The organism is Pseudomonas sp. T8 (genome assembly GCF_024610635.1).
Taxonomy (GTDB): Bacteria; Pseudomonadota; Gammaproteobacteria; order Pseudomonadales; family Pseudomonadaceae; genus Aquipseudomonas; species Aquipseudomonas chlororaphis_I.
The window spans coordinates 6427368-6447829 of sequence record NZ_CP102374.1 but is presented as its reverse complement, the minus strand read 5'-3'; the positions used below and the strand labels follow the sequence as shown (position 1 = coordinate 6447829).

Sequence of the window (20462 nt, the reverse complement as noted above, 5' to 3'; positions counted from 1 at the left end):
TTTCTATTTATTATGCTGATTATTACTGCTGCTTATTATCAGTCCTGTCCTTCGACCCAGAGCCCTGCGCCATGTCCAACCGCCTGCCCGACCGCCTGCTCAACGACCGCCTGGACTGGAACCTGCTGCGCACCTTTCGGGTGATCGGCCAGGAGCTGAGCATCAGCCGCGCGGCCGCCCGCCTGCACCTGACCCAGCCGGCGGTGAGCCAGGCCCTCAAGCGCCTGGAGGAACAATTGGGCCGCCAGTTGATTGCCCGGCGCGGGCCACGTTTTGCCCTGACCGAAGTCGGCGAGCAGATCTTCCACCTGGCCGGCGAGATCTACGGGCAGATGTCCCAGGTCAGCGGCGTGCTGGAGCAGCCGGCCGACGAGGTGATCGGCAAGGTGCGCCTGCTGATGATCAGCCGGATCTTTTCCGAGCGTTTCGATGACTTCCTCGCCGACTTCCATCGCCAGCATCCGCGGGTCGACCTGGAGATCGAGGTGATGCGCAGCTCGGACATCGTCAGCGCCCTGCAGGAAAAAACCGCGACCCTCGGCCTGAGCCTCAACCGCCGGCCCCAGCCGCGCCTGGAACAGCGGCTGTTCCTGCGCCAGCGCTATGCGTTTTTCTGCGGCAAGCACCATGCCCTGTTCGGCCAGCAGAAGGTGGCCGAGGGTGATTTGCAGCGGGAGAATTTCGTCAGTTTCACCAGTGACCAGATCGGCGGCATGCTCTCGCCGCTGACCATCTTTCGCGACCAGCAGGGTTTCAGCGGGCGCATCGTCGCCTCGTCGCCGAGCCTGGAGGAAGTGCGGCGTCTGGTAATCGCCGGCTACGGCATCGGCTGCCTGCCCGAGCATGTGGTGGCGGCCGACGTCGAAGCCGGGCTGCTGTGGCGCCTGCCGCCCCACGACGGCATCGCCGACGTCGACATCCATCTGCTGTGGAACCGTGAACAGCGCATGAGCCGCGCCGAGACGGTCTTTATCGAAACCTTGCAGGCCTGCCTGGGCGCTCAGTAACCCTGGGCTCTGTCCACTTCGTTCAACAGCGGCTCTCCGGCTTGCAGGCGCCGCAGGTTGTCCGCCACCTGCTCGGCGATGCAATCGTGGGAGGCCGCCGACGCCATGTGCGGGGTAATGGTGACCCCGGGCATGGTCCACAGCGGATCATCGGCCGGCAGCGGTTCCTGCTCGAACACGTCGAGCAAGGCGCCGCGCAGTTGGCCGCTGGCCAGGGCCTGGCGCAAGTCGTCGAGGTTGAGGTGGCCACCCCGCCCGACATTGACCAGCGCCGCACCGCGGGCCAGCCGGGCAAAGCTGTCTCGCCCGAGAATGCCGCGGGTCTCGGCAGTCAGCGGCAACAGGTTGATCAGCAGTTCCACTTCATCGAGAAAGGGCTCCAGTTGCCCCGGCCCGACGAAGGTCTGCACCCCCGCCAGGCTCTTGGCACTGCGCGCCCAGCCACGCACGTCATAACCGGCGGCGGCCAGGTCGAGGGCAATGGCGCTACCCAGGGAACCCAGGCCCATGACCCCGACCTTGAACTGCCGCGCCGGCCGTTGCAGCGGTCGCTCCCAGTGCCGTTCGCGCTGCTGCTCGAGCACCCGGTCGAAGCCGCGGTGAAAGTGGATCACCGCCCAGCGCAGGTACTCGGTCATGCCCTGGCGGTGCCCCGGGTCCACCACCCGGCAGATCGGCAGGTCCGGGCACGAAGGGTCGTGTTCCAGGTGGTCGATGCCCGCGGCCACCGAATGAATCACTTGCAGGTTGGGCAAACGCCCCAGGCTGCCGGCGGGTGGAAACCAGCAAGCGGCCATTGTCGCCTGCGCGGCACGCGGGTCGTCGGCCAGCACCGCCTGCACCTGTGGCACGCAGCGGGCGAAGGCGGCCTGCAGTTGCTTGAGCAACAGGCTGTCGCGGGACAGCAGCACCACGATGCTCATGACAGATAGGACTCGCGCTGGGACTCGATCAGGGTCAGGGCGGCTTCCCAGGCCAGTTCGATGATGTTGTCGGCGTCGTCGCGTTCGAACTGTTCGGCGGTGTGGGCGCAGACTTCCGGCGACGGGTAGTTCAGCTCGCAACCGCCGGCCAGCGCCTGGACCTGGGCCTGGCAGGCGCGCTCGAGGAAATGGATCTCCTGGAAGGCATGGGCGACGCTGGCACCGCCCACCAGCAGGCCGTGGTTGCGCAGGATCATCGCCTTGTGCGGGCCGAGGTCGGCGATCAGGCGCTCGCGCTCGTCGAGGGACAGGGCGATGCCTTCATAGGTGTGGTACGCCAGCTTGCCGTAGAACTTCAGCGCATGCTGGCTGATGGGCAACAGCCCCTGTTTCTGCGCGGCCACCGCCATGCCGGCGGCGGTGTGGGTGTGGATCACGCAGTTGAGGTCCGGGCGCGCCATGTGGATCGCCGAGTGAATGACGAAGCCGGCGGCGTTGACCCGGTGCCCGGCGTAATGTGGATCGACGATGCGCCCTTGCTGGTCGATGCGCACCAGGTCGCTGGCACGCATGCGGTCGAAAATCACCCCGTAGCGGTTGATCAAAAAGTGATGCTCGGGCCCAGGAATGCGCAGGGTGATGTGGGTGTCGATCAGGTCGGTCATGCGAAAGTGCGCGACCAGTCGATACAGGGCCGCCAGCTCGCAGCGGGCCTGCCATTCAATCGGGCTCATGTGTTCAGGTTTGCTCACGAATACACCTCTTTGGCAGCGTGGTGGACGGTAGGGTTGGCGCGCAGCCGGGCCAGGCCGCAGACGCCGATCAATGACAGGGCAGAGAGCAGGCTGAAGAACGCCGCCAGCGGCAGCCACTGCCCCGAGAATTTGCTGGCCAGCAAGGTGCCGATCAGCGGCGTGCTGCCACCGGCGACCGCGCAGGCCAGTTGGTAGGCGATGGAGATCCCCGAGTAGCGCAGGTGCACCGGGAAGGCCTGGGTCATGTAGCCGGCGATCACCGCGTACAGCGCCGAGAGAATCACCACCGCCAGGGCGATGCCGAGGGTCATCAGCACAATGTTCTGGGTGCCGACCAACAGGAACATCGGGTACGGCGTGGCCATGCACAGCAGCGCCACCCACTTGAGGAAGCGCCCCTCGCCGATACGCTCGGCCAGCAACGCGGAGAGCGGCTGCGACAGCAGCTGGATGATCGTCACCAGGAACAGGCAATCGAGAATGGTCGCCCGGGAAATGCCCTGGTACTGGGTGACGTAGGTGATCATGAAGGTGTTGGTGAAGAAGAAGCCGGCCGAACCGATGGTCACCGCGGCGGCGGCGAACAGGATCTGCTTCCAGCAGCTGCGCAGCACTTCCATCACCGGGTACTGGGCGGTCTCATTGTTGGCCCGGGCCTTGGCGAACTCTGGCGACTCGTGCACGCCGGAGCGGATCATCAGGCCGAACATCATCAGCACGCCGCTGGCGAGGAATGGCAGGCGCCAACCCCAGTCGAGGAAGTCCTGCTGGTCGAGGCTGGTCACCAGGCGGAAGGCGATCAACGCCAGCAGCAGGCCGGCCGGGCTGCCGAGCTGGGCAAAGGAAGCGTAGAAAGTCTTGCGCCTGGCCGGAGCATGTTCGCTGGCCATCAGCACCGCCCCGCCCCACTCGCCGCCCACGGAAATGCCCTGGATGATGCGCAGCACGATCAGGCCGATGGGCGCCCAGATACCGACGCTGGCATAGCTGGGCAACAGGCCGATGCCGGTGGTGGCCAGGCCCATCAGTGCCATGGTCACCAGCAGCATTTTCTTGCGCCCGAGGCGATCGCCCAGATGGCCGAACACCATGCCGGCCATGGGCCGGGCGATGAAGCCCACGGCGAAGCTGCCGAAGGCCGCCAGGGTGCTCATCACCGGGTCGCTGCTGGGAAAGAACACCTGACCGAGGACCAGGGCCGCAGCCGTGGCGTAGATGTAGAAGTCGTAGAACTCGATGGTCGTGCCGATAAAGGCCGCCGCCGCGGCTCTGCGCGGTTGAGGGGTGGTGTGCATGCAAGGACCCTGTGTAATTGTAGTTTTGGGCAGGTGCGGAAGGCTTGGATCACGGCGCTCTGCGGCGCTTGTGGGCTTTATCGCCGGCGTGCCAGGATTAGTCAATTTTCAAATCCTTATCCTTGCTATTAGCACAGCTACTAGATGGAGCCGCCATGCCTACACCACTCTCCACGTCCAACCCCTGGGTCGGCCGGCGTTTCCTCAACGATCGCCTGGACTGGAACCTGCTGCGCACCTACCTGGTGATCGGCCAGGAAGGCAGCATGAGCCGCGCCGCCGCGCGCCTGCACATCACCCAGTCGGCGGTCAGCCAGGCCCTCAAGCGCCTGGAGGAACAGCTCGATTGCGTGTTGATCGCCCGCAGCGGACGGCGCTTCGAGCTGACGGAAACCGGGGAGGAAGTGCTGCGCATCGCCACCGATATCTATGGCGATATTTCCCGCCTGGGCACCGTGGTGGAGAGCCGCAACGACGACGTGGTGGGCAAGATCCGCATCCTCACCGTCAGCGGCGTGCAGGCGCCGCACTACGATGAGTTCCTCGCCGATTTCCATGAGGCCCACCCGAAAATCGAGCTGGAAGTAGAGGTGATGGGCAGCTCGGACATCATCAGTTCGCTGCTGCAAAAGACCGCGACCCTGGGGGTCGGGTTGTGCCGTCTGCCGCAGCCCAGGCTGGAGCAGCGGGTGCTGTTTCGCGAGCGGTATGCCTACTTCTGCGGCCAGCGTCACCGGCTGTTCGGCCAGCAGAGTCTGAGCCTGCAACAACTGGCCAACGAGAACTTCGTCAGCTTCACCAGCGACCAGTTGGGGGGCAACCTGTCACCGCTGACGCTGTTTCGCGACCAGCAGGGCTTTACCGGCAAGATCGTCGCCTCCTCCACCAGTTTCGAAGAGATTTATCGCCTGGTCTGCGCAGGGTTCGGTATCGGCTGTCTGCCGATCCACCTGGTCAAACGGAATGTCGAGCAAGGGCTGCTCTGGCGTTTGCCGCCGGACGAGGGCGTGGTGGATTTCGATATCCAGCTGCTGTGGCACCGGGAACAGAAGATGAGCCAGGCCGAAACCCTGTTCCTGGACAGCATCCAGCACATGCTCAGTATTCGTGAGCAGGTGCCGGACAGCCTGATGTTCAAATGACTCAGGCGTGGGGAACGTCCGGCCCCTTGCCGGGGCTGGCGTATTGCGGCTTCAGGTGGCCTTGCTGGTCGAGCAGCCAGGCATCCATGACCTGACGCACCACCGGCCCCGCGACCCGGCCACCGGCCTCGCCGTTCTCGATCATCACCGCCACCACGATCTGCGGGTGCTCGGCCGGGGCGAAACCGACGAACAGGGCATTGTCGCGATGACGCTCGTGGGTCTTGAGCCGGTTGTAACGCTCGCCCTGCTTGATCGCCACCACCTGCGCCGTACCGCTCTTGCCGGCGATGCGGTATTGCGCGCCGGCCGCTGCGTCGCGCGCGGTGCCGCGGGGCGCGTGCATCACCATCTGCATGCCATGGCTGACCAGGTCCCAGTCGACCGGGTCCTTGAGCTGGATATTCGGCATCGGGTGTTCGTCCACCGGCGCCACGCCATCGACGGTCTTGGCCAGATGAGGGCGATTCCACACACCCTTGTTGGCGATCAGCGCCGTCGCCTGGGCCAGCTGCAATGGAGTGACCTGCATGTAGCCTTGGCCGATGCCGAGAATCACCGTCTCGCCGGGGAACCACGGCTGGCGCCGGGTGGCGCGCTTCCAGGCCTGGGACGGCATCAGCCCCGATGCTTCCTCGAACATGTCCAGGGAGACTTTCTCGCCCAGGCCGAACATCGCCAGGTAATCGTGCAGGCGGTCGATACCGAGCTTGTGCGCCAGGTCGTAGAAGTAGGTGTCGTTGGAGCGCATGATCGCCGCGTCCAGGTCCACCCAGCCGTCGCCGCTGTGGTTCCAGTTGCGGTATTTGTGGTCGACGTCCGGCAGTTGGTAGTAACCCGGATCGAACACCCGGGTCGAGGCGTTGACCACCCCGGAATCCAGCCCGGCGATCGCCACTTCCGGCTTGATGGTCGACCCCGGCGCATACAGGCCGCGCAGCACGCGGTTGAACAGCGGCCGGTCGATGGAGTCGCGTAACGCGCTGTACTCCTTGAAGCTGATGCCGGTGACGAACAGGTTCGGGTCGAAGCTCGGCTTGCTGACCATGGCCAGCACTTCGCCGGTCTGCGGATCGAGGGCCACCACCGATCCGCGACGGTCGCCCAGGGCCGCCTCGGCCGCCTCCTGCAACTTCACATCGAGGCTGAGCACGATGTTTTTTCCAGGGATCGGATCGGTGTGCTTGAGCACCCGCATGACCCGGCCCTGGGCGTTGGTTTCCACCTCTTCATAGCCGACGTGGCCATGCAGCTCGGACTCGTAGAACCGCTCGATCCCGGTCTTGCCGATCGATTGGGTACCGCGGTATTCCACCGAGTCCAGGACCTTGGCTTCCTTCTCGTTGATACGCCCGACATAGCCGATGGAATGGGCGAAGTGCGCGCCCATCGGATAGTGCCGCACGAACTGCGCCTCGACCTCCAGCCCCGGCAGGCGGTACTCGTTGACCGCCAGCACAGCGATCTGCTCTTCGGTCAGCTCATAGAACAGGGTGACCGGCACGAATGGATGGCGTGACTGCTTCAGCGCCTTGTCGAACAGGACGCGGTCTTCGGCAGGCAGGTGCAACAGGCTGACCACCTGGTCCAGCTCGCCTTTGAGGTCGGTGGTGCGCTCGCGGGTAATGGTCAGGTTGAAACTGGGGCGGTTGTCGGCCAGCAGCACGCCGTTGCGGTCGTAGATCAGGCCGCGGGTCGGGGTGATGGGCAGCACGTGCACACGATTGTTTTCGGAGATGGTCGAGTGATAGTCGAACTCGACCACCTGCAGGAAATACAGGCGCCCGATCAGGGTGCAGGTGATGGCGACCACCAACAGGGCACAGGCCAACAGTCTTTTGTTGACCAGTTGCGTCTCTTTTTCGTGGTCCTTGATCGGTATCGGTTCAGGCATTGCTACAGCTTCTCGTGGAATAGTGAACGCTGGTCCGTGCGGGTGAATGTCGGTCCCTTGAAAAACGAGCTGCACCATACCAAAAACCGCCCTGGCGCTTTCATGAAGAATTCGGCCGATTCGTGATGCCCGCTCAAGATTGTTGTTCCGATTCATGCATTTTTCTGTGGGCCGGGCCTGGGGATACTGCTGCCCTGTAATCCCTATGACCGTCTTGCCACGGGCGAGACGCTGGAGCCCTTCATGCACCCTCGGTTTCAACGCCTGCTTGGCAGGAACAACTTTTCCATCGGCCTGGAACTGCCGCTGGACAACGACTGGTCCAGTGATGGCCAACGCTTGCGCCAGATCGCAGGTCGCCCCTTCGGCGTGCCGGACCTCAAGCAACATGCAACCCTCGCCCGTTTGGCGGACCAGGCCGGCTTTCGTGCGCTGTGGGTACGTGATGTGCCGGTGTACGACCCGAATTTCGGCGATGCCGCTCAGGTCTTCGAAACCTTTTCCTATCTCGGCTACCTGGCCGGTATCACGCACAACATCATGCTCGGGACCGCCGCGGTGGTCCTGCCGCTGCGTCAGCCGTGGCTGACCCTCAAGGCGGCCAACAGCATCGACGAGTTGAGCGATGGTCGCTTGCTGCTGGGGGTCGCCAGTGGTGACCGGCCGATGGAGTATCCGCTGTTCGGCGTCGATTACGCCCAGCGTGGGGAGCTCTTTCGCGATGCGGTCGAGCTGCTGCACAGCCAGGGGCAGGATCGCTTGCCCGAGGGCGCGCATCTGCTGCCACAGCGTCCTGAAGCCGCACCGCTGCTGGTGGCCGGACTGAGCCAGCAATCACCGGCCTGGATCGGTGCACACATGGACGGCTGGCTGGCCTATCCGGGCACCTCGGAGGAGCACCGCCGACGCGTCGCGCTCTGGCGTGAGGTCGGTGGCGACAAACCCTACATCAGCTTCGTCCACCTGGACCTCGCCGCTGACCCGCATGCACCCATGCAGCGCCTGCGCTTTGGCGGCCGCTGTGGGCGCCTGGCATTGATCGACGAGTTGCAGGCCCTGCGAGAAGCGGGCGTGCAGCATGTCGGCCTGCATCTGCGGCGCAGCGAACGTCCGGTGGCCGAGGCCATCGAGGAAATTGCCGAATTCGTACTGCCGAGGTTTCACCATGCCAACTGAATACAACGCCTGGGGCTGGACCGCAGGGGCCGACCTGGAAGGCCTTCAACTGATCCGCAAGGTATTGCCGCAACCGGGGCCCAAGGAAGTGTTGATCGCCAATACCGCGATCGCCCTCAACCCGGTGGACTGGAAGATCATCGAGTGGGGGCATGCCGATTGGCATAGCGGCCGGGTGCCTGGTGTCGATGGCGTCGGGGTGGTGGTGGCCGCGGGAGCCGCAGTGACGCTGAAGGTCGGTACGCGAGTGGCTTATCACCAGTCGCTGAGCCGTGATGGCAGCTTCGCCGAGTATTGCCTGCTCGATGCCGATGCGGCGCTGCCGGTTCCTGAGTCACTGGATGACGCGGTTGCCGCCAGCCTGCCCTGCCCCGGCCTGACCGCCTTGCAGGCGCTGGATAAAGTCCCCGTTGTAGGTGCACGTGATGTGCTGGTGGTGGGGGCTGGCGGGGCAGTGGGTTCGCTGCTGGTTCAGTTGGCGGCGCAACGCGGTCTGCGGGTGTGGGCGACAGCGTCCGCCAAGCACCATGCGCGGTTGCTGGCGCAGGGCGCGGTCGGGGTCTTCGACTATCAGACAGCCACTTGGCAAACCGAGCTGCAATCACGGTTGGGGGAACGTCGCCTGCATGCGCTGTTCGATACCGTCAGCGGCGCTCACGCGCGCAGCCTGGCAGCGCTGCTGGGCTACAACGGGCACCTGGTGTGCATTCAGGATCGTCAGGAGACGACGCCATTGCCGGCGTTCAGCACCGCGATCTCACTCCATGAGGTGGCCCTCAACAGCATTCACGCTTACGGCAGCCGGGCCGACTGGCAACAGCTACGTCAGTACGCCGAACAACTGATGAGCCAAACCGTCTCGGGTCTTCTGCAACCTGCACCGCTGATTGAGTTCGACTTCAACCAACTGCCGGAGAAACTGCGGGCATTGAAGAGTGGCGAGCAGCATGGCAAGTGGGTAACCCGGCTAACGCACAACAGCCTGGGACGTTAACGCCGGTCAAGGGTGCCTTCGGCTTGAGACAGTCTTGAGTCGAAGGGCGCTGCTCTCCGTTGAAAGGTTTTTCTGCGCACAAAAACAAAACCCCAACTGCTTTCGCAATTGGGGTTTCGGAATTTAATCTTGACGATGACCTACTCTCACATGGGGAAACCCCACACTACCATCGGCGATGCATCGTTTCACTTCTGAGTTCGGGATGGGATCAGGTGGTTCCAATGCTCTATGGTCGTCAAGAAATTCGGTGTGCCGAGTCGTCTTTCGACGCTTCAGCAAATTGGGTATGTAATAGCTTTGTGGTGCTTTTGTGAGTAGTGCAAACTTTCGGTTCGTTTCGTCTTCACACACCGCAACTCGCTTCTTAAGCAAATTGCTTGGGTGTTATATGGTCAAGCCTCACGGGCAATTAGTATTGGTTAGCTCAACGCCTCACAGCGCTTACACACCCAACCTATCAACGTCGTAGTCTTCGACGGCCCTTTAGGGAACTCAAGGTTCCAGTGAGATCTCATCTTGAGGCAAGTTTCCCGCTTAGATGCTTTCAGCGGTTATCTTTTCCGAACATAGCTACCCGGCAATGCCACTGGCGTGACAACCGGAACACCAGAGGTTCGTCCACTCCGGTCCTCTCGTACTAGGAGCAGCCCCTCTCAAATCTCAAACGTCCACGGCAGATAGGGACCGAACTGTCTCACGACGTTCTAAACCCAGCTCGCGTACCACTTTAAATGGCGAACAGCCATACCCTTGGGACCGGCTTCAGCCCCAGGATGTGATGAGCCGACATCGAGGTGCCAAACACCGCCGTCGATATGAACTCTTGGGCGGTATCAGCCTGTTATCCCCGGAGTACCTTTTATCCGTTGAGCGATGGCCCTTCCATACAGAACCACCGGATCACTAAGACCTACTTTCGTACCTGCTCGACGTGTCTGTCTCGCAGTCAAGCGCGCTTTTGCCTTTATACTCTACGACCGATTTCCGACCGGTCTGAGCGCACCTTCGTACTCCTCCGTTACTCTTTAGGAGGAGACCGCCCCAGTCAAACTACCCACCATACACTGTCCTCGATCCGGATAACGGACCTGAGTTAGAACCTCAAAGTTGCCAGGGTGGTATTTCAAGGATGGCTCCACGCGAACTGGCGTCCACGCTTCAAAGCCTCCCACCTATCCTACACAAGCAAATTCAAAGTCCAGTGCAAAGCTATAGTAAAGGTTCACGGGGTCTTTCCGTCTAGCCGCGGATACACTGCATCTTCACAGCGATTTCAATTTCACTGAGTCTCGGGTGGAGACAGCGCCGCCATCGTTACGCCATTCGTGCAGGTCGGAACTTACCCGACAAGGAATTTCGCTACCTTAGGACCGTTATAGTTACGGCCGCCGTTTACCGGGGCTTCGATCAAGAGCTTCGCGTTAGCTAACCCCATCAATTAACCTTCCGGCACCGGGCAGGCGTCACACCCTATACGTCCACTTTCGTGTTTGCAGAGTGCTGTGTTTTTAATAAACAGTCGCAGCGGCCTGGTATCTTCGACCGGCATGGGCTTACGGAGCAAGTCCTTCACCCTCACCGGCGCACCTTCTCCCGAAGTTACGGTGCCATTTTGCCTAGTTCCTTCACCCGAGTTCTCTCAAGCGCCTTGGTATTCTCTACCCAACCACCTGTGTCGGTTTGGGGTACGGTTCCTAGTTATCTGAAGCTTAGAAGCTTTTCTTGGAAGCATGGCATCAACCACTTCGTCACCTAAAAGGTAACTCGTCATCAGCTCTCGGCCTTAGAACCCCGGATTTACCTAAGATTCCAGCCTACCACCTTAAACTTGGACAACCAACGCCAAGCTGGCCTAGCCTTCTCCGTCCCTCCATCGCAATAACTAGAAGTACAGGAATATTAACCTGTTTTCCATCGACTACGCTTTTCAGCCTCGCCTTAGGGACCGACTAACCCTGCGTCGATTAACGTTGCGCAGGAAACCTTGGTCTTTCGGCGTGGGTGTTTTTCACACCCATTGTCGTTACTCATGTCAGCATTCGCACTTCTGATACCTCCAGCAAGCTTCTCAACTCACCTTCACAGGCTTACAGAACGCTCCTCTACCGCATCACTTACGTGATACCCGTAGCTTCGGTGTATGGTTTGAGCCCCGTTACATCTTCCGCGCAGGCCGACTCGACTAGTGAGCTATTACGCTTTCTTTAAAGGGTGGCTGCTTCTAAGCCAACCTCCTAGCTGTCTAAGCCTTCCCACATCGTTTCCCACTTAACCATAACTTTGGGACCTTAGCTGACGGTCTGGGTTGTTTCCCTTTTCACGACGGACGTTAGCACCCGCCGTGTGTCTCCCATGCTCGGCACTTGTAGGTATTCGGAGTTTGCATCGGTTTGGTAAGTCGGGATGACCCCCTAGCCGAAACAGTGCTCTACCCCCTACAGTGATACATGAGGCGCTACCTAAATAGCTTTCGAGGAGAACCAGCTATCTCCGAGCTTGATTAGCCTTTCACTCCGATCCACAGGTCATCCGCTAACTTTTCAACGGTAGTCGGTTCGGTCCTCCAGTCAGTGTTACCTAACCTTCAACCTGCCCATGGATAGATCGCCCGGTTTCGGGTCTATACCCAGCGACTAAACGCCCTATTAAGACTCGCTTTCGCTACGCCTCCCCTATTCGGTTAAGCTCGCCACTGAATATAAGTCGCTGACCCATTATACAAAAGGTACGCAGTCACAGAACAAAGTCTGCTCCCACTGCTTGTACGCATACGGTTTCAGGATCTATTTCACTCCCCTCTCCGGGGTTCTTTTCGCCTTTCCCTCACGGTACTAGTTCACTATCGGTCAGTCAGTAGTATTTAGCCTTGGAGGATGGTCCCCCCATATTCAGACAAAGTTTCTCGTGCTCCGTCCTACTCGATTTCATGACTAAGAGACTTTCGCGTACAGGGCTATCACCCACTATGGCCGCACTTTCCAGAGCGTTCCGCTAATCTCAAAGCCACTTAAGGGCTAGTCCCCGTTCGCTCGCCACTACTAAGGGAATCTCGGTTGATTTCTTTTCCTCAGGGTACTTAGATGTTTCAGTTCCCCTGGTTCGCCTCTTGCACCTATGTATTCAGTACAAGATAACCATCTTATGATGGCTGGGTTCCCCCATTCAGACATCTCCGGATCAAAGTCTGTTTGCCGACTCCCCGAAGCTTTTCGCAGGCTACCACGTCTTTCATCGCCTCTGACTGCCAAGGCATCCACCGTATGCGCTTCTTCACTTGACCATATAACCCCAAGCAATCTGGTTATACTGTGAAGACGACATTCGCCGAAAATTCGCGATTAAACTCACAAATTTTACCTTAGCCTGAATAAACACCAGTGAAAGTGCTATCCAGTCTATCTTTCTATCACATACCCAAATTTTTAAAGAACGATTCTGATAAAGATCAGAAATCAACATTCATCGCCAATCAGCGGAATGCTCATTTCTAAGCTTTAAACGATGGACACCAATCTGTAATGGTGGAGCCAAGCGGGATCGAACCGCTGACCTCCTGCGTGCAAGGCAGGCGCTCTCCCAGCTGAGCTATGGCCCCGTATCGCTACAGGGTGCACCAGTAATTGGTGGGTCTGGGCAGATTCGAACTGCCGACCTCACCCTTATCAGGGGTGCGCTCTAACCAACTGAGCTACAGACCCAATCGTCTTCTTCAATGAATCAAGCAATTCGTGTGGGAGCTTATGAAGCAGCTGATGTCGTCGATTAAGGAGGTGATCCAGCCGCAGGTTCCCCTACGGCTACCTTGTTACGACTTCACCCCAGTCATGAATCACACCGTGGTAACCGTCCTCCCGAAGGTTAGACTAGCTACTTCTGGTGCAACCCACTCCCATGGTGTGACGGGCGGTGTGTACAAGGCCCGGGAACGTATTCACCGCGACATTCTGATTCGCGATTACTAGCGATTCCGACTTCACGCAGTCGAGTTGCAGACTGCGATCCGGACTACGATCGGTTTTATGGGATTAGCTCCACCTCGCGGCTTGGCAACCCTCTGTACCGACCATTGTAGCACGTGTGTAGCCCAGGCCGTAAGGGCCATGATGACTTGACGTCATCCCCACCTTCCTCCGGTTTGTCACCGGCAGTCTCCTTAGAGTGCCCACCATTACGTGCTGGTAACTAAGGACAAGGGTTGCGCTCGTTACGGGACTTAACCCAACATCTCACGACACGAGCTGACGACAGCCATGCAGCACCTGTCTCAATGTTCCCGAAGGCACCAATCCATCTCTGGAAAGTTCATTGGATGTCAAGGCCTGGTAAGGTTCTTCGCGTTGCTTCGAATTAAACCACATGCTCCACCGCTTGTGCGGGCCCCCGTCAATTCATTTGAGTTTTAACCTTGCGGCCGTACTCCCCAGGCGGTCAACTTAATGCGTTAGCTGCGCCACTAAGAGCTCAAGGCTCCCAACGGCTAGTTGACATCGTTTACGGCGTGGACTACCAGGGTATCTAATCCTGTTTGCTCCCCACGCTTTCGCACCTCAGTGTCAGTATCAGTCCAGGTGGTCGCCTTCGCCACTGGTGTTCCTTCCTATATCTACGCATTTCACCGCTACACAGGAAATTCCACCACCCTCTACCATACTCTAGCTCGCCAGTTTTGGATGCAGTTCCCAGGTTGAGCCCGGGGATTTCACATCCAACTTAACGAACCACCTACGCGCGCTTTACGCCCAGTAATTCCGATTAACGCTTGCACCCTCTGTATTACCGCGGCTGCTGGCACAGAGTTAGCCGGTGCTTATTCTGTCGGTAACGTCAAAATACTCACGTATTAGGTAAGTACCCTTCCTCCCAACTTAAAGTGCTTTACAATCCGAAGACCTTCTTCACACACGCGGCATGGCTGGATCAGGCTTTCGCCCATTGTCCAATATTCCCCACTGCTGCCTCCCGTAGGAGTCTGGACCGTGTCTCAGTTCCAGTGTGACTGATCATCCTCTCAGACCAGTTACGGATCGTCGCCTTGGTGAGCCATTACCTCACCAACTAGCTAATCCGACCTAGGCTCATCTGATAGCGCAAGGCCCGAAGGTCCCCTGCTTTCTCCCGTAGGACGTATGCGGTATTAGCGTCCGTTTCCGAACGTTATCCCCCACTACCAGGCAGATTCCTAGGCATTACTCACCCGTCCGCCGCTCTCAAGAGAAGCAAGCTTCTCTCTACCGCTCGACTTGCATGTGTTAGGCCTGCCGCCAGCGTTCAATCTGAGCCATGATCAAACTCTTCAGTTCAAACATCTTTGGGTTTTGAGAAAACCCTAAACTTGGCTCAGCAATCGTTGGTTACATCTTTGATTTCTCGCAGAGTAACTTGTGATGCTGATAATCTTTCTGACTATCAGTCTGACTCCACAAGCACCCACACGAATTGCTTGATTCAGTTGTTAAAGAGCGGTTGGTTAAGTCTTTCGTCTCAACCGAGGCGCGCATTCTACAGCAGCCTCCGTATCTGTCAAGCGGTTATTTTAAGAAGTTTTCAAAGTTTCCTTTGCAACTTCAACCACTTGCGCTTCCGATCTCTCGTCAGCGGGAGGCGAATTCTACAGCGTTACACGCTGCTGTCAACACCTCTTTTTCTCCGCTTTCGACCGAGAAGATCGAACCGTCAATCCGGCGAAAACACACTGCCGAACCGACTCCTTCGGGCTTCGATGAACTGAAGCGTAACCGCTGTCGAAAACCGCGTAACTCATTGAATCTCAAGGAGTTTTCCGTTTCGACTGCGCCGGAAGTGGGGCGAATTATAGACTTCCAGAATCTGCCGTCAACCCCTAATTTGTCTTTTCTATCAATAACCTGCAAAAACAGATAAATCCTTCTCTATATAAGAAGAGCAGAAACACCATGAGCAATATATTGCTCATGCGTTATTAGTTGAGCATCATGTCGGCGCACTCAATCTCCCCCCCTTTATAAAACCGGATGATGCCTTGCCATGAATGACCAGCCCCGCAGCCTAACCTCAACCCTGTTCCCGGTGGGACTGCTGCTTATTGCCATGGCCTCCATCCAGTCCGGCGCCTCGCTGGCCAAAAGCATGTTCCCGATCGTGGGCGCGCAGGGCACCACCACACTGCGCCTGATCTTCGCCAGCATCATCATGCTGCTGCTATTGCGCCCGTGGCGCGCGAAGCTCACCGCCAAGTCCCTGCGCACGGTCATCGTTTACGGGATGGCACTGGGTGGAATGAACTTCCTCTTCTATATGTCGCTACGCAGCGTTCCCCTGGGGATCGCCGTCGCCCTGGAATTCACCGGCCCGCTTGCCGTGGCCATTTATGCTTCGCGAAAAGCCATCGACTTTCTCTGGATCCTTCTGGCGGTTATCGGCCTGCTGCTGTTGATCCCTACCAGCGATACCAGCGCCGGCATCGACCTGATCGGCGCAGGTTATGCCTTGGGGGCCGGAGTGTGCTGGGCGCTCTATATTCTGTTCGGGCAAAAGGCCGGAGCCGATAATGGCGTCCAGACCGCAGCGCTGGGTGTAATGATCGCCGCCTTGTTCGTTGCGCCTATCGGTATCGTGCACGCCGGAGCTGCCTTGCTGACCCCCAGCCTGATTCCCATCGCCATCGGAGTGGCCATTCTCTCCACCGCCCTTCCCTATAGCCTGGAGATGGTCGCCCTGACCCGAATGCCAGCGAGAACCTTCGGCACACTGATGAGTATCGAACCCGCTTTCGGTGCCTTGTCCGGGCTGCTGTTCCTCCACGAATACCTGTCTCTCGCACAATGGATGGCTATTGCCTGCATCATCCTGGCGTCAGTGGGTGCGACCCTGACCATGCGCAGCGAATCGAAACCTTTGGTAGCGGCGGATTGATTCTCGGTTGTACATAGCTCTGGCATTTGCCGCTCAATTAGGCCATGTTTAGGCGCTGTAACTCAGCGCCAGTCATGGATTTTTCGGGCAAGGACCGCACAGACGCCAAAGTGACAGCTAACGCAGTCGAACCCGGACAACAGATCCGGGATCAGCAATAGGGACAGGAATGAAACGTTTTTTGATTCTGTTAGCCGTACTTGCCATCGCAGGTTGCGCCGCAACTTCGAAAACCGAGGTCAAGCGCGGAAAGAAGGGCCTGCATATCAACTGCTCCGGCCTGTCCTCCTCCTGGGACAAATGCTACGCCAGTGCTGCCACCTCCTGTGGCCCCAAAGGCTACAAAGTGATCGCCAAGTCCGGCGATACGGTGGAGGATCCGGGCGATTACCCCTTCGGCCTGAACCCCGCCGGCTACACCAGCCGCAGCATGATCGTCATCTGCAAGTAGGCAGCACCTGCCTACTGCACATCCTGCGTTGGCAACTGACGAACAATTTCGTCATGGCTCGATTTCAGGACCTGGCGCTGAATGTCCGGACTGACCAACATTCGCGCCACCACCAACGCCCCTACACATTGCGACAGGATCGACCAGGCCAGGCTGTCGCTGCCCAAGGTGTGCGCCCAGCTCTGCTGCAAGCGGCAAATCCAGTCTTCCGCCTGCTGTCGAACCACCTCGTCCGCCCGTGATATTTCCGCACCCAAGGTCGGCAGCGCACAACCCGTTTCCGGGCTCTCGACATGCGCCATGCTCAAGTAGTGCTTGAGGCAACGTTCAAGCCGCATCCGGCTTTGCTCGCCATCGGCGCCCAGGCGCTCAAGGCTCTGGCTCAGCTCCCGCTCGACAATCGAACCGAACAGCTCATCCTTGGACGAAAAGTGGCTGTAGAACGCCCCGCCGCTCAGCCCGATCGCTTTCATCAGGCCATCGACCCCTACAGTCGAAAACCCTTCCTTTTTGGCTGACACGGCGCTGCTTTGCAGCAACCGCTCCCTGGTTTCCTGCTTGTGACTGGCTGAATAACGCATGACGCCCCTCTCCTTTCTTCGCCTTGACGCTCGGCGAATCGTAGCATAACGTTCGTTTAGTTAACGACCGTTTACCAATAGAGCGATCCCACCATGACTACAGCTACAGAGAACAAGAAAGTCGTTTTGGTCGTCGGAGCCGGCGATGCCACAGGCGGTGCCATCGCCAAGCGTTTTGCCCGGGAAGGTCTTGTGGCCTGTGTCACCCGACGCAGCGCGGACAAGTTGCAGCCACTGGTGGAGGCCATCCAGCAATCGGGAGGCGAAGCCCACGGGTTCGCCTGCGACGCTCGAAAAGAGGAAGAAGTGATTGCCTTGATCGAACAGATCGAGAGCGAGATCGGCCCGATCGAAGCCCTGGTGTTCAATATCGGCGCCAACGTGCCGTGCAGCATCCTCGAGGAAACCGCGCGCAAGTACTTCAAGATCTGGGAGATGGCCTGCTTCTCGGGTTTCCTCAATGCGCGGGAAGTGGCCAAGCGCATGGTCACTCGCAAACGCGGGACCATCCTGTTCACCGGGGCCACCGCGGGATTGCGTGGCGCTGCGGGTTTTGCCGCCTTCGCCGGAGCCAAGCATGGCATCCGCGCGCTGGCGCAAAGCATGTCTCGGGAACTGGGACCGCTGAACATCCACGTCGCTCACGTGGTGGTCGATGGCGCCATCGACACTGACTTTATCCGCAACAGTTTCCCGGAAAAGTACGCGCTCAAGGATGAAGACGGCATCCTCAACCCCGAGCACATCGCCGACAACTACTGGCATCTGCACAGCCAGCCACGGGATGCCTGGACCTTCGAACTGGATCTGCGGCCCTGGAACGAACGCTGGTAGCCCCCTCCTCCACAACAACAAAAAAGGAGCATTACCGATGAGCAAAACCGTCGAGTTCTTTTTCGACCTGGGCAGCCCGACCTCGTACCTGGCCTACACCCAACTGCCGAAGATCTGTGCCCAGACGGGCAGCCAACTGATTTACCAACCCATGTTGCTCGGTGGCGTATTCAAGGTCACTGGCAACGCCTCGCCAATCAGCATCCCCGCCAAGGGACGCTACATGCTTCAGGACCTGGCGCGTTATGCCAGACGCTATGAGGTGCCATTGGCATTCAACCCGCACTTCCCGATCAACACCCTGCTGCTGATGCGCGCGGTGACCGGCATGCAACTGCGACACCCGCAGCGCTTTGTTGCCTTTATCGACTGCCTGTTTCGCGCACTCTGGGTCGAGAAGCGCAACCTGAATGATCAGGCCACCGTGGCGGCGGTACTCAGTGAGGGGGGATTCGATCCGCTGGAGGTGCTGGCCCTGACCAACGATGAAGAGGTCAAGAACGCCCTCAAGGACAAGACCGAACAAGCCTTGCAGCGCGGCGTGTTTGGCGCGCCGAGCATGTTCGTCGATAACCAGCTGTTTTTCGGCCAGGATCGCCTGGACTTTGTCCTCGAAGCCTTGAGTTAAGCCAAGACGTCGATATGACGAGCAACGCCATTCGCGCTGCCAGCCCAAAGCCGGCAGCGCGATTAACGTTCAGATAGTTGCGGTACGGGTATTCAGCCATTCCAGCGCCGCGCCTTGCAGCAGCGGGCTCAGGCGCCGACGCACTTCGGCGTGGTAGGCGTTGAGCCACTCACGCTCGTCCTGGGTCAGCAGCGAAGGCTCCAGGCAGCGGCTGTCGATCGGGCACAGGGTCAGGGTTTCGAACTTGAGGAACTCGCCGAATTCAGTGGTGCCCGCCTCACGGTTCATCGCCAGGTTTTCGATGCGCACGCCCCAACGGCCCGGACGATAGGTTCCCGGCTCGATCGAGGTGATCATCCCTGGCTGCATCGCGGTTTGCGGTGCCGGCGCCGCCTGATAGGCGATCACTTGCGGGCCTTCGTGGACATTGAGGAAGTACCCCACGCCATGGCCGGTGCCGTGCCCATAGTCCACGCCCTCGGCCCAGATCGGCGCGCGGGCGATGGCGTCCAGCAGCGGCGACAGGGTGCCCCGCGGGAAGTGCGCCCGGGACAAGGCGATCACGCCTTTGAGCACCCGCGTGCAATCGCGTTTCTGCTCGGCGCTCGGGGTGCCGACCGGGACCATGCGGGTGATGTCCGTGGTGCCGCCCAGGTATTGGCCACCGGAGTCGATCAGCAGCAGGCCATCGCCTTCGATCACCGCGTGCTCTTCTTCGGTGGCGTGGTAATGCGGCATCGCGCCATTGGCGTTGAACGCGGCGATGGTGTTGAAACTCAGGGACACGTAGCCGGGGCGACGGGTGCGGGCCGCGGTCAGGTGCTCGTCGATCGTCAGCTCGGTGATGCGTTCACGGTCCCAGGCCGACTCCAGCCAGGCGAAAAACTCGCAGAGCGCGGCGCCATCCTGCTCCATGGCCTGACGGATATGCTCGGCATCAGCCAGGCTCTTCTGGGACTTGGCCAATGTCGTCGGGTTCAGGCCTTCCAGCAGCTTCACGCCGCTACCGAGGTTATCCAGCAAACCGGCAGTGACCCGCGCCGGATCCACCAGCAGGCTGGCGCCGTCGGGGATCGCGCTGAGGGCCGCGGCCACTTCGCTGTAGTCACGCAGGGTGACGCCATCCTGTTCCAGCACGGCACGCAAAGCGTTATCGACCTTGCTCAGCGCCACAAACAACGTCGCCTGCTGCTGGCTGATCAGGGCGAAGGAGACGAATACCGGGTTGAACGAGACGTCACCGCCGCGCAGGTTGAACAACCAGGCGATGTCGTCGAGGGTGGCGATGAAATGCCAGTCCGCGCCTCGCTCTTTCAGGGTTTCGCGCAACTTGCCGAGCTTCTCGACCCGGCTGACCGTGGCCTGGGGTGGCAAATGCTGATAGATCGGCTGATCCGGCAGGCTCGGACGGTCGCTCCAGACTTCGTTCAGCAGATCGATATCGGTGCGCAGGCGAGCGCCACGTTCCTGCAGCTTGTTGCCCAGGGTACGCGCCGAAGCCACCGCCATCACCGCGCCGTCGACCGCGACCACGCCCCCTTCCGGGGTCTGCTCGGCCAGCCAGTCCAGCGGACCGGGCTGACCCGGCAACAGTTTGACCAGTTCGATACCGCTGCCCTTGAGCTCCTTGGTCGCCTGCTCCCAATAACGGCTATCGGCCCAGACCCCGGCGAAATCCGCCGTGACGATCAGGGTGCCGACCGAACCGTGAAAGCCCGACAGCCACTGCCGGCCTTGCCAGTAACCCGGCAGGTACTCCGACAGGTGCGGGTCGGCCGACGGCACCAGCAGGGCATGAATGCCCTCGCGGCTCATCAGCTCACGGGTGCGCGCCAGGCGCTGGGGGACCACTCCATTGGTCAAGGGCTGCGTACTCATTGTGTCTCCT

14 protein-coding genes, 2 tRNA genes and 3 rRNA genes are annotated in these 20462 nt (G+C 59.8%); 8 read left to right on the top strand and 11 right to left on the bottom strand.

Translation table 11 applies throughout. The features are described from left to right. Window positions 1–71: 71 nt before the first annotated feature. Window positions 72–1007, top strand: a complete 936-nt coding sequence (locus NRG23_RS29445; RefSeq protein ID WP_257373128.1) for a LysR family transcriptional regulator — start codon at window positions 72–74, stop codon at window positions 1005–1007. On the opposite strand, the gene NRG23_RS29440 is transcribed toward NRG23_RS29445, so the two are convergent. The 3 genes from NRG23_RS29440 to NRG23_RS29430 are packed head-to-tail and all read right to left on the bottom strand — an operon-like array spanning window position 1001 to window position 3980. Continuing rightward, window positions 1001–1930: a glyoxylate/hydroxypyruvate reductase A gene (locus NRG23_RS29440; protein ID WP_257373127.1), complete on the bottom strand. Its 930-nt coding sequence runs from the start codon at window positions 1928–1930 to the stop codon at window positions 1001–1003. The genes NRG23_RS29445 and NRG23_RS29440 overlap by 7 nt on opposite strands. Further along, a complete protein-coding gene (locus NRG23_RS29435; protein WP_009050034.1) occupies window positions 1927–2682 on the bottom strand; it encodes a class II aldolase/adducin family protein in 756 nt (251 codons plus the stop codon). Before NRG23_RS29435 ends, NRG23_RS29440 begins: the two co-directional genes overlap by 4 nt. Beyond that, window positions 2679–3980, bottom strand: a complete 1302-nt coding sequence (locus NRG23_RS29430; RefSeq protein WP_124314177.1) for an MFS transporter — start codon at window positions 3978–3980, stop codon at window positions 2679–2681. The genes NRG23_RS29435 and NRG23_RS29430 overlap by 4 nt, the downstream gene beginning before the upstream one ends. Before the next feature lie 155 nt (window positions 3981–4135). Here NRG23_RS29430 and NRG23_RS29425 point away from each other — a divergent pair, with 155 nt between their 5' ends. Continuing rightward, window positions 4136–5122: a LysR family transcriptional regulator gene (locus tag NRG23_RS29425; RefSeq protein ID WP_124340546.1), complete on the top strand. Its 987-nt coding sequence runs from the start codon at window positions 4136–4138 to the stop codon at window positions 5120–5122. A gap of 1 nt (window position 5123) precedes the next feature. On the opposite strand, the gene mrdA is transcribed toward NRG23_RS29425, so the two are convergent. Next, window positions 5124–7016, bottom strand: coding sequence for a penicillin-binding protein 2 (gene mrdA, locus NRG23_RS29420; RefSeq protein ID WP_041989614.1), 1893 nt, complete (start codon window positions 7014–7016; stop codon window positions 5124–5126). Window positions 7017–7259: 243 nt separating this feature from the next. Here mrdA and NRG23_RS29415 point away from each other — a divergent pair, with 243 nt between their 5' ends. Together NRG23_RS29415 and NRG23_RS29410 are read left to right on the top strand one after the other, a co-directional pair. Further along, complete coding sequence (locus NRG23_RS29415; protein ID WP_257373126.1) at window positions 7260–8192, top strand: TIGR03571 family LLM class oxidoreductase; 933 nt, start codon at window positions 7260–7262, stop codon at window positions 8190–8192. Continuing rightward, on the top strand, window positions 8182–9186 hold the full coding sequence (locus tag NRG23_RS29410) for a zinc-binding dehydrogenase (protein ID WP_257373125.1): 1005 nt from the start codon (window positions 8182–8184) through the stop codon (window positions 9184–9186). Before NRG23_RS29415 ends, NRG23_RS29410 begins: the two co-directional genes overlap by 11 nt. Window positions 9187–9313: 127 nt before the next feature. On the opposite strand, the gene rrf is transcribed toward NRG23_RS29410, so the two are convergent. The 5 genes from rrf to NRG23_RS29385 form a co-directional block, all read right to left on the bottom strand. After that, a 5S ribosomal RNA gene (gene rrf / locus NRG23_RS29405) occupies window positions 9314–9429 on the bottom strand. 148 nt (window positions 9430–9577) lie between these two features. Then, window positions 9578–12469, bottom strand: a 23S ribosomal RNA gene (locus tag NRG23_RS29400). Between the two features lie 239 nt (window positions 12470–12708). Then, window positions 12709–12784, bottom strand: a tRNA-Ala gene (locus NRG23_RS29395). A 26-nt stretch (window positions 12785–12810) separates the two neighbouring features. After that, window positions 12811–12887 (bottom strand) — tRNA-Ile (locus NRG23_RS29390). A 65-nt stretch (window positions 12888–12952) separates the two neighbouring features. Beyond that, window positions 12953–14489: ribosomal RNA gene (locus NRG23_RS29385) — 16S ribosomal RNA — on the bottom strand. Together the 16S, 23S and 5S rRNA genes with 2 tRNA genes alongside form the textbook arrangement of a ribosomal RNA operon. A gap of 703 nt (window positions 14490–15192) precedes the next feature. Here NRG23_RS29385 and rhtA point away from each other — a divergent pair. Continuing rightward, window positions 15193–16080 carry a threonine/homoserine exporter RhtA gene (gene rhtA, locus NRG23_RS29380; protein ID WP_257373124.1) on the top strand — a complete coding sequence of 296 codons (888 nt, stop codon included), beginning with the start codon at window positions 15193–15195 and terminating at the stop codon, window positions 16078–16080. Between the two features lie 169 nt (window positions 16081–16249). Next, window positions 16250–16531 (top strand): hypothetical protein, encoded by a 282-nt coding sequence (locus NRG23_RS29375; RefSeq protein ID WP_009050041.1) that lies wholly within the window; start codon window positions 16250–16252, stop codon window positions 16529–16531. Window positions 16532–16542: 11 nt separating this feature from the next. Here the strand turns inward: NRG23_RS29375 and NRG23_RS29370 are convergent, their stop codons facing one another. Then, window positions 16543–17112 (bottom strand): TetR/AcrR family transcriptional regulator, encoded by a 570-nt coding sequence (locus NRG23_RS29370; protein ID WP_009050042.1) that lies wholly within the window; start codon window positions 17110–17112, stop codon window positions 16543–16545. Between the two features lie 93 nt (window positions 17113–17205). Between NRG23_RS29370 and NRG23_RS29365 the strand changes: the two genes are divergently transcribed. After that, on the top strand, window positions 17206–17946 hold the full coding sequence (locus tag NRG23_RS29365; RefSeq protein ID WP_009050043.1) for an SDR family oxidoreductase: 741 nt from the start codon (window positions 17206–17208) through the stop codon (window positions 17944–17946). 37 nt (window positions 17947–17983) lie between these two features. Continuing rightward, complete coding sequence (locus NRG23_RS29360; RefSeq protein ID WP_009050044.1) at window positions 17984–18574, top strand: 2-hydroxychromene-2-carboxylate isomerase; 591 nt, start codon at window positions 17984–17986, stop codon at window positions 18572–18574. Window positions 18575–18643: 69 nt separating this feature from the next. On the opposite strand, the gene NRG23_RS29355 is transcribed toward NRG23_RS29360, so the two are convergent. Then, window positions 18644–20452 (bottom strand): aminopeptidase P family protein, encoded by a 1809-nt coding sequence (locus NRG23_RS29355; protein WP_257373123.1) that lies wholly within the window; start codon window positions 20450–20452, stop codon window positions 18644–18646. Window positions 20453–20462: the final 10 nt, after the last annotated feature.

Excerpts from the sequence above, each read along its gene's own strand:
- NRG23_RS29445 (WP_257373128.1), top strand. The coding sequence starts at position 72 with ATGTCCAACCGCCTGCCCGACCGCCTGCTCAACGACCGCCTGGACTGG.
- NRG23_RS29440 (WP_257373127.1), bottom strand. The coding sequence starts at position 1,930 with ATGAGCATCGTGGTGCTGCTGTCCCGCGACAGCCTGTTGCTCAAGCAA.
- NRG23_RS29430 (WP_124314177.1), bottom strand. The coding sequence starts at position 3,980 with ATGCACACCACCCCTCAACCGCGCAGAGCCGCGGCGGCGGCCTTTATC.
- NRG23_RS29425 (WP_124340546.1), top strand. The coding sequence starts at position 4,136 with ATGCCTACACCACTCTCCACGTCCAACCCCTGGGTCGGCCGGCGTTTC.
- mrdA (WP_041989614.1), bottom strand. The coding sequence starts at position 7,016 with ATGCCTGAACCGATACCGATCAAGGACCACGAAAAAGAGACGCAACTG.
- NRG23_RS29415 (WP_257373126.1), top strand. The coding sequence starts at position 7,260 with ATGCACCCTCGGTTTCAACGCCTGCTTGGCAGGAACAACTTTTCCATC.
- NRG23_RS29410 (WP_257373125.1), top strand. The coding sequence starts at position 8,182 with ATGCCAACTGAATACAACGCCTGGGGCTGGACCGCAGGGGCCGACCTG.
- rhtA (WP_257373124.1), top strand. The coding sequence starts at position 15,193 with ATGAATGACCAGCCCCGCAGCCTAACCTCAACCCTGTTCCCGGTGGGA.
- NRG23_RS29375 (WP_009050041.1), top strand. The coding sequence starts at position 16,250 with ATGAAACGTTTTTTGATTCTGTTAGCCGTACTTGCCATCGCAGGTTGC.
- NRG23_RS29370 (WP_009050042.1), bottom strand. The coding sequence starts at position 17,112 with ATGCGTTATTCAGCCAGTCACAAGCAGGAAACCAGGGAGCGGTTGCTG.
- NRG23_RS29365 (WP_009050043.1), top strand. The coding sequence starts at position 17,206 with ATGACTACAGCTACAGAGAACAAGAAAGTCGTTTTGGTCGTCGGAGCC.
- NRG23_RS29360 (WP_009050044.1), top strand. The coding sequence starts at position 17,984 with ATGAGCAAAACCGTCGAGTTCTTTTTCGACCTGGGCAGCCCGACCTCG.
- NRG23_RS29355 (WP_257373123.1), bottom strand. The coding sequence starts at position 20,452 with ATGAGTACGCAGCCCTTGACCAATGGAGTGGTCCCCCAGCGCCTGGCG.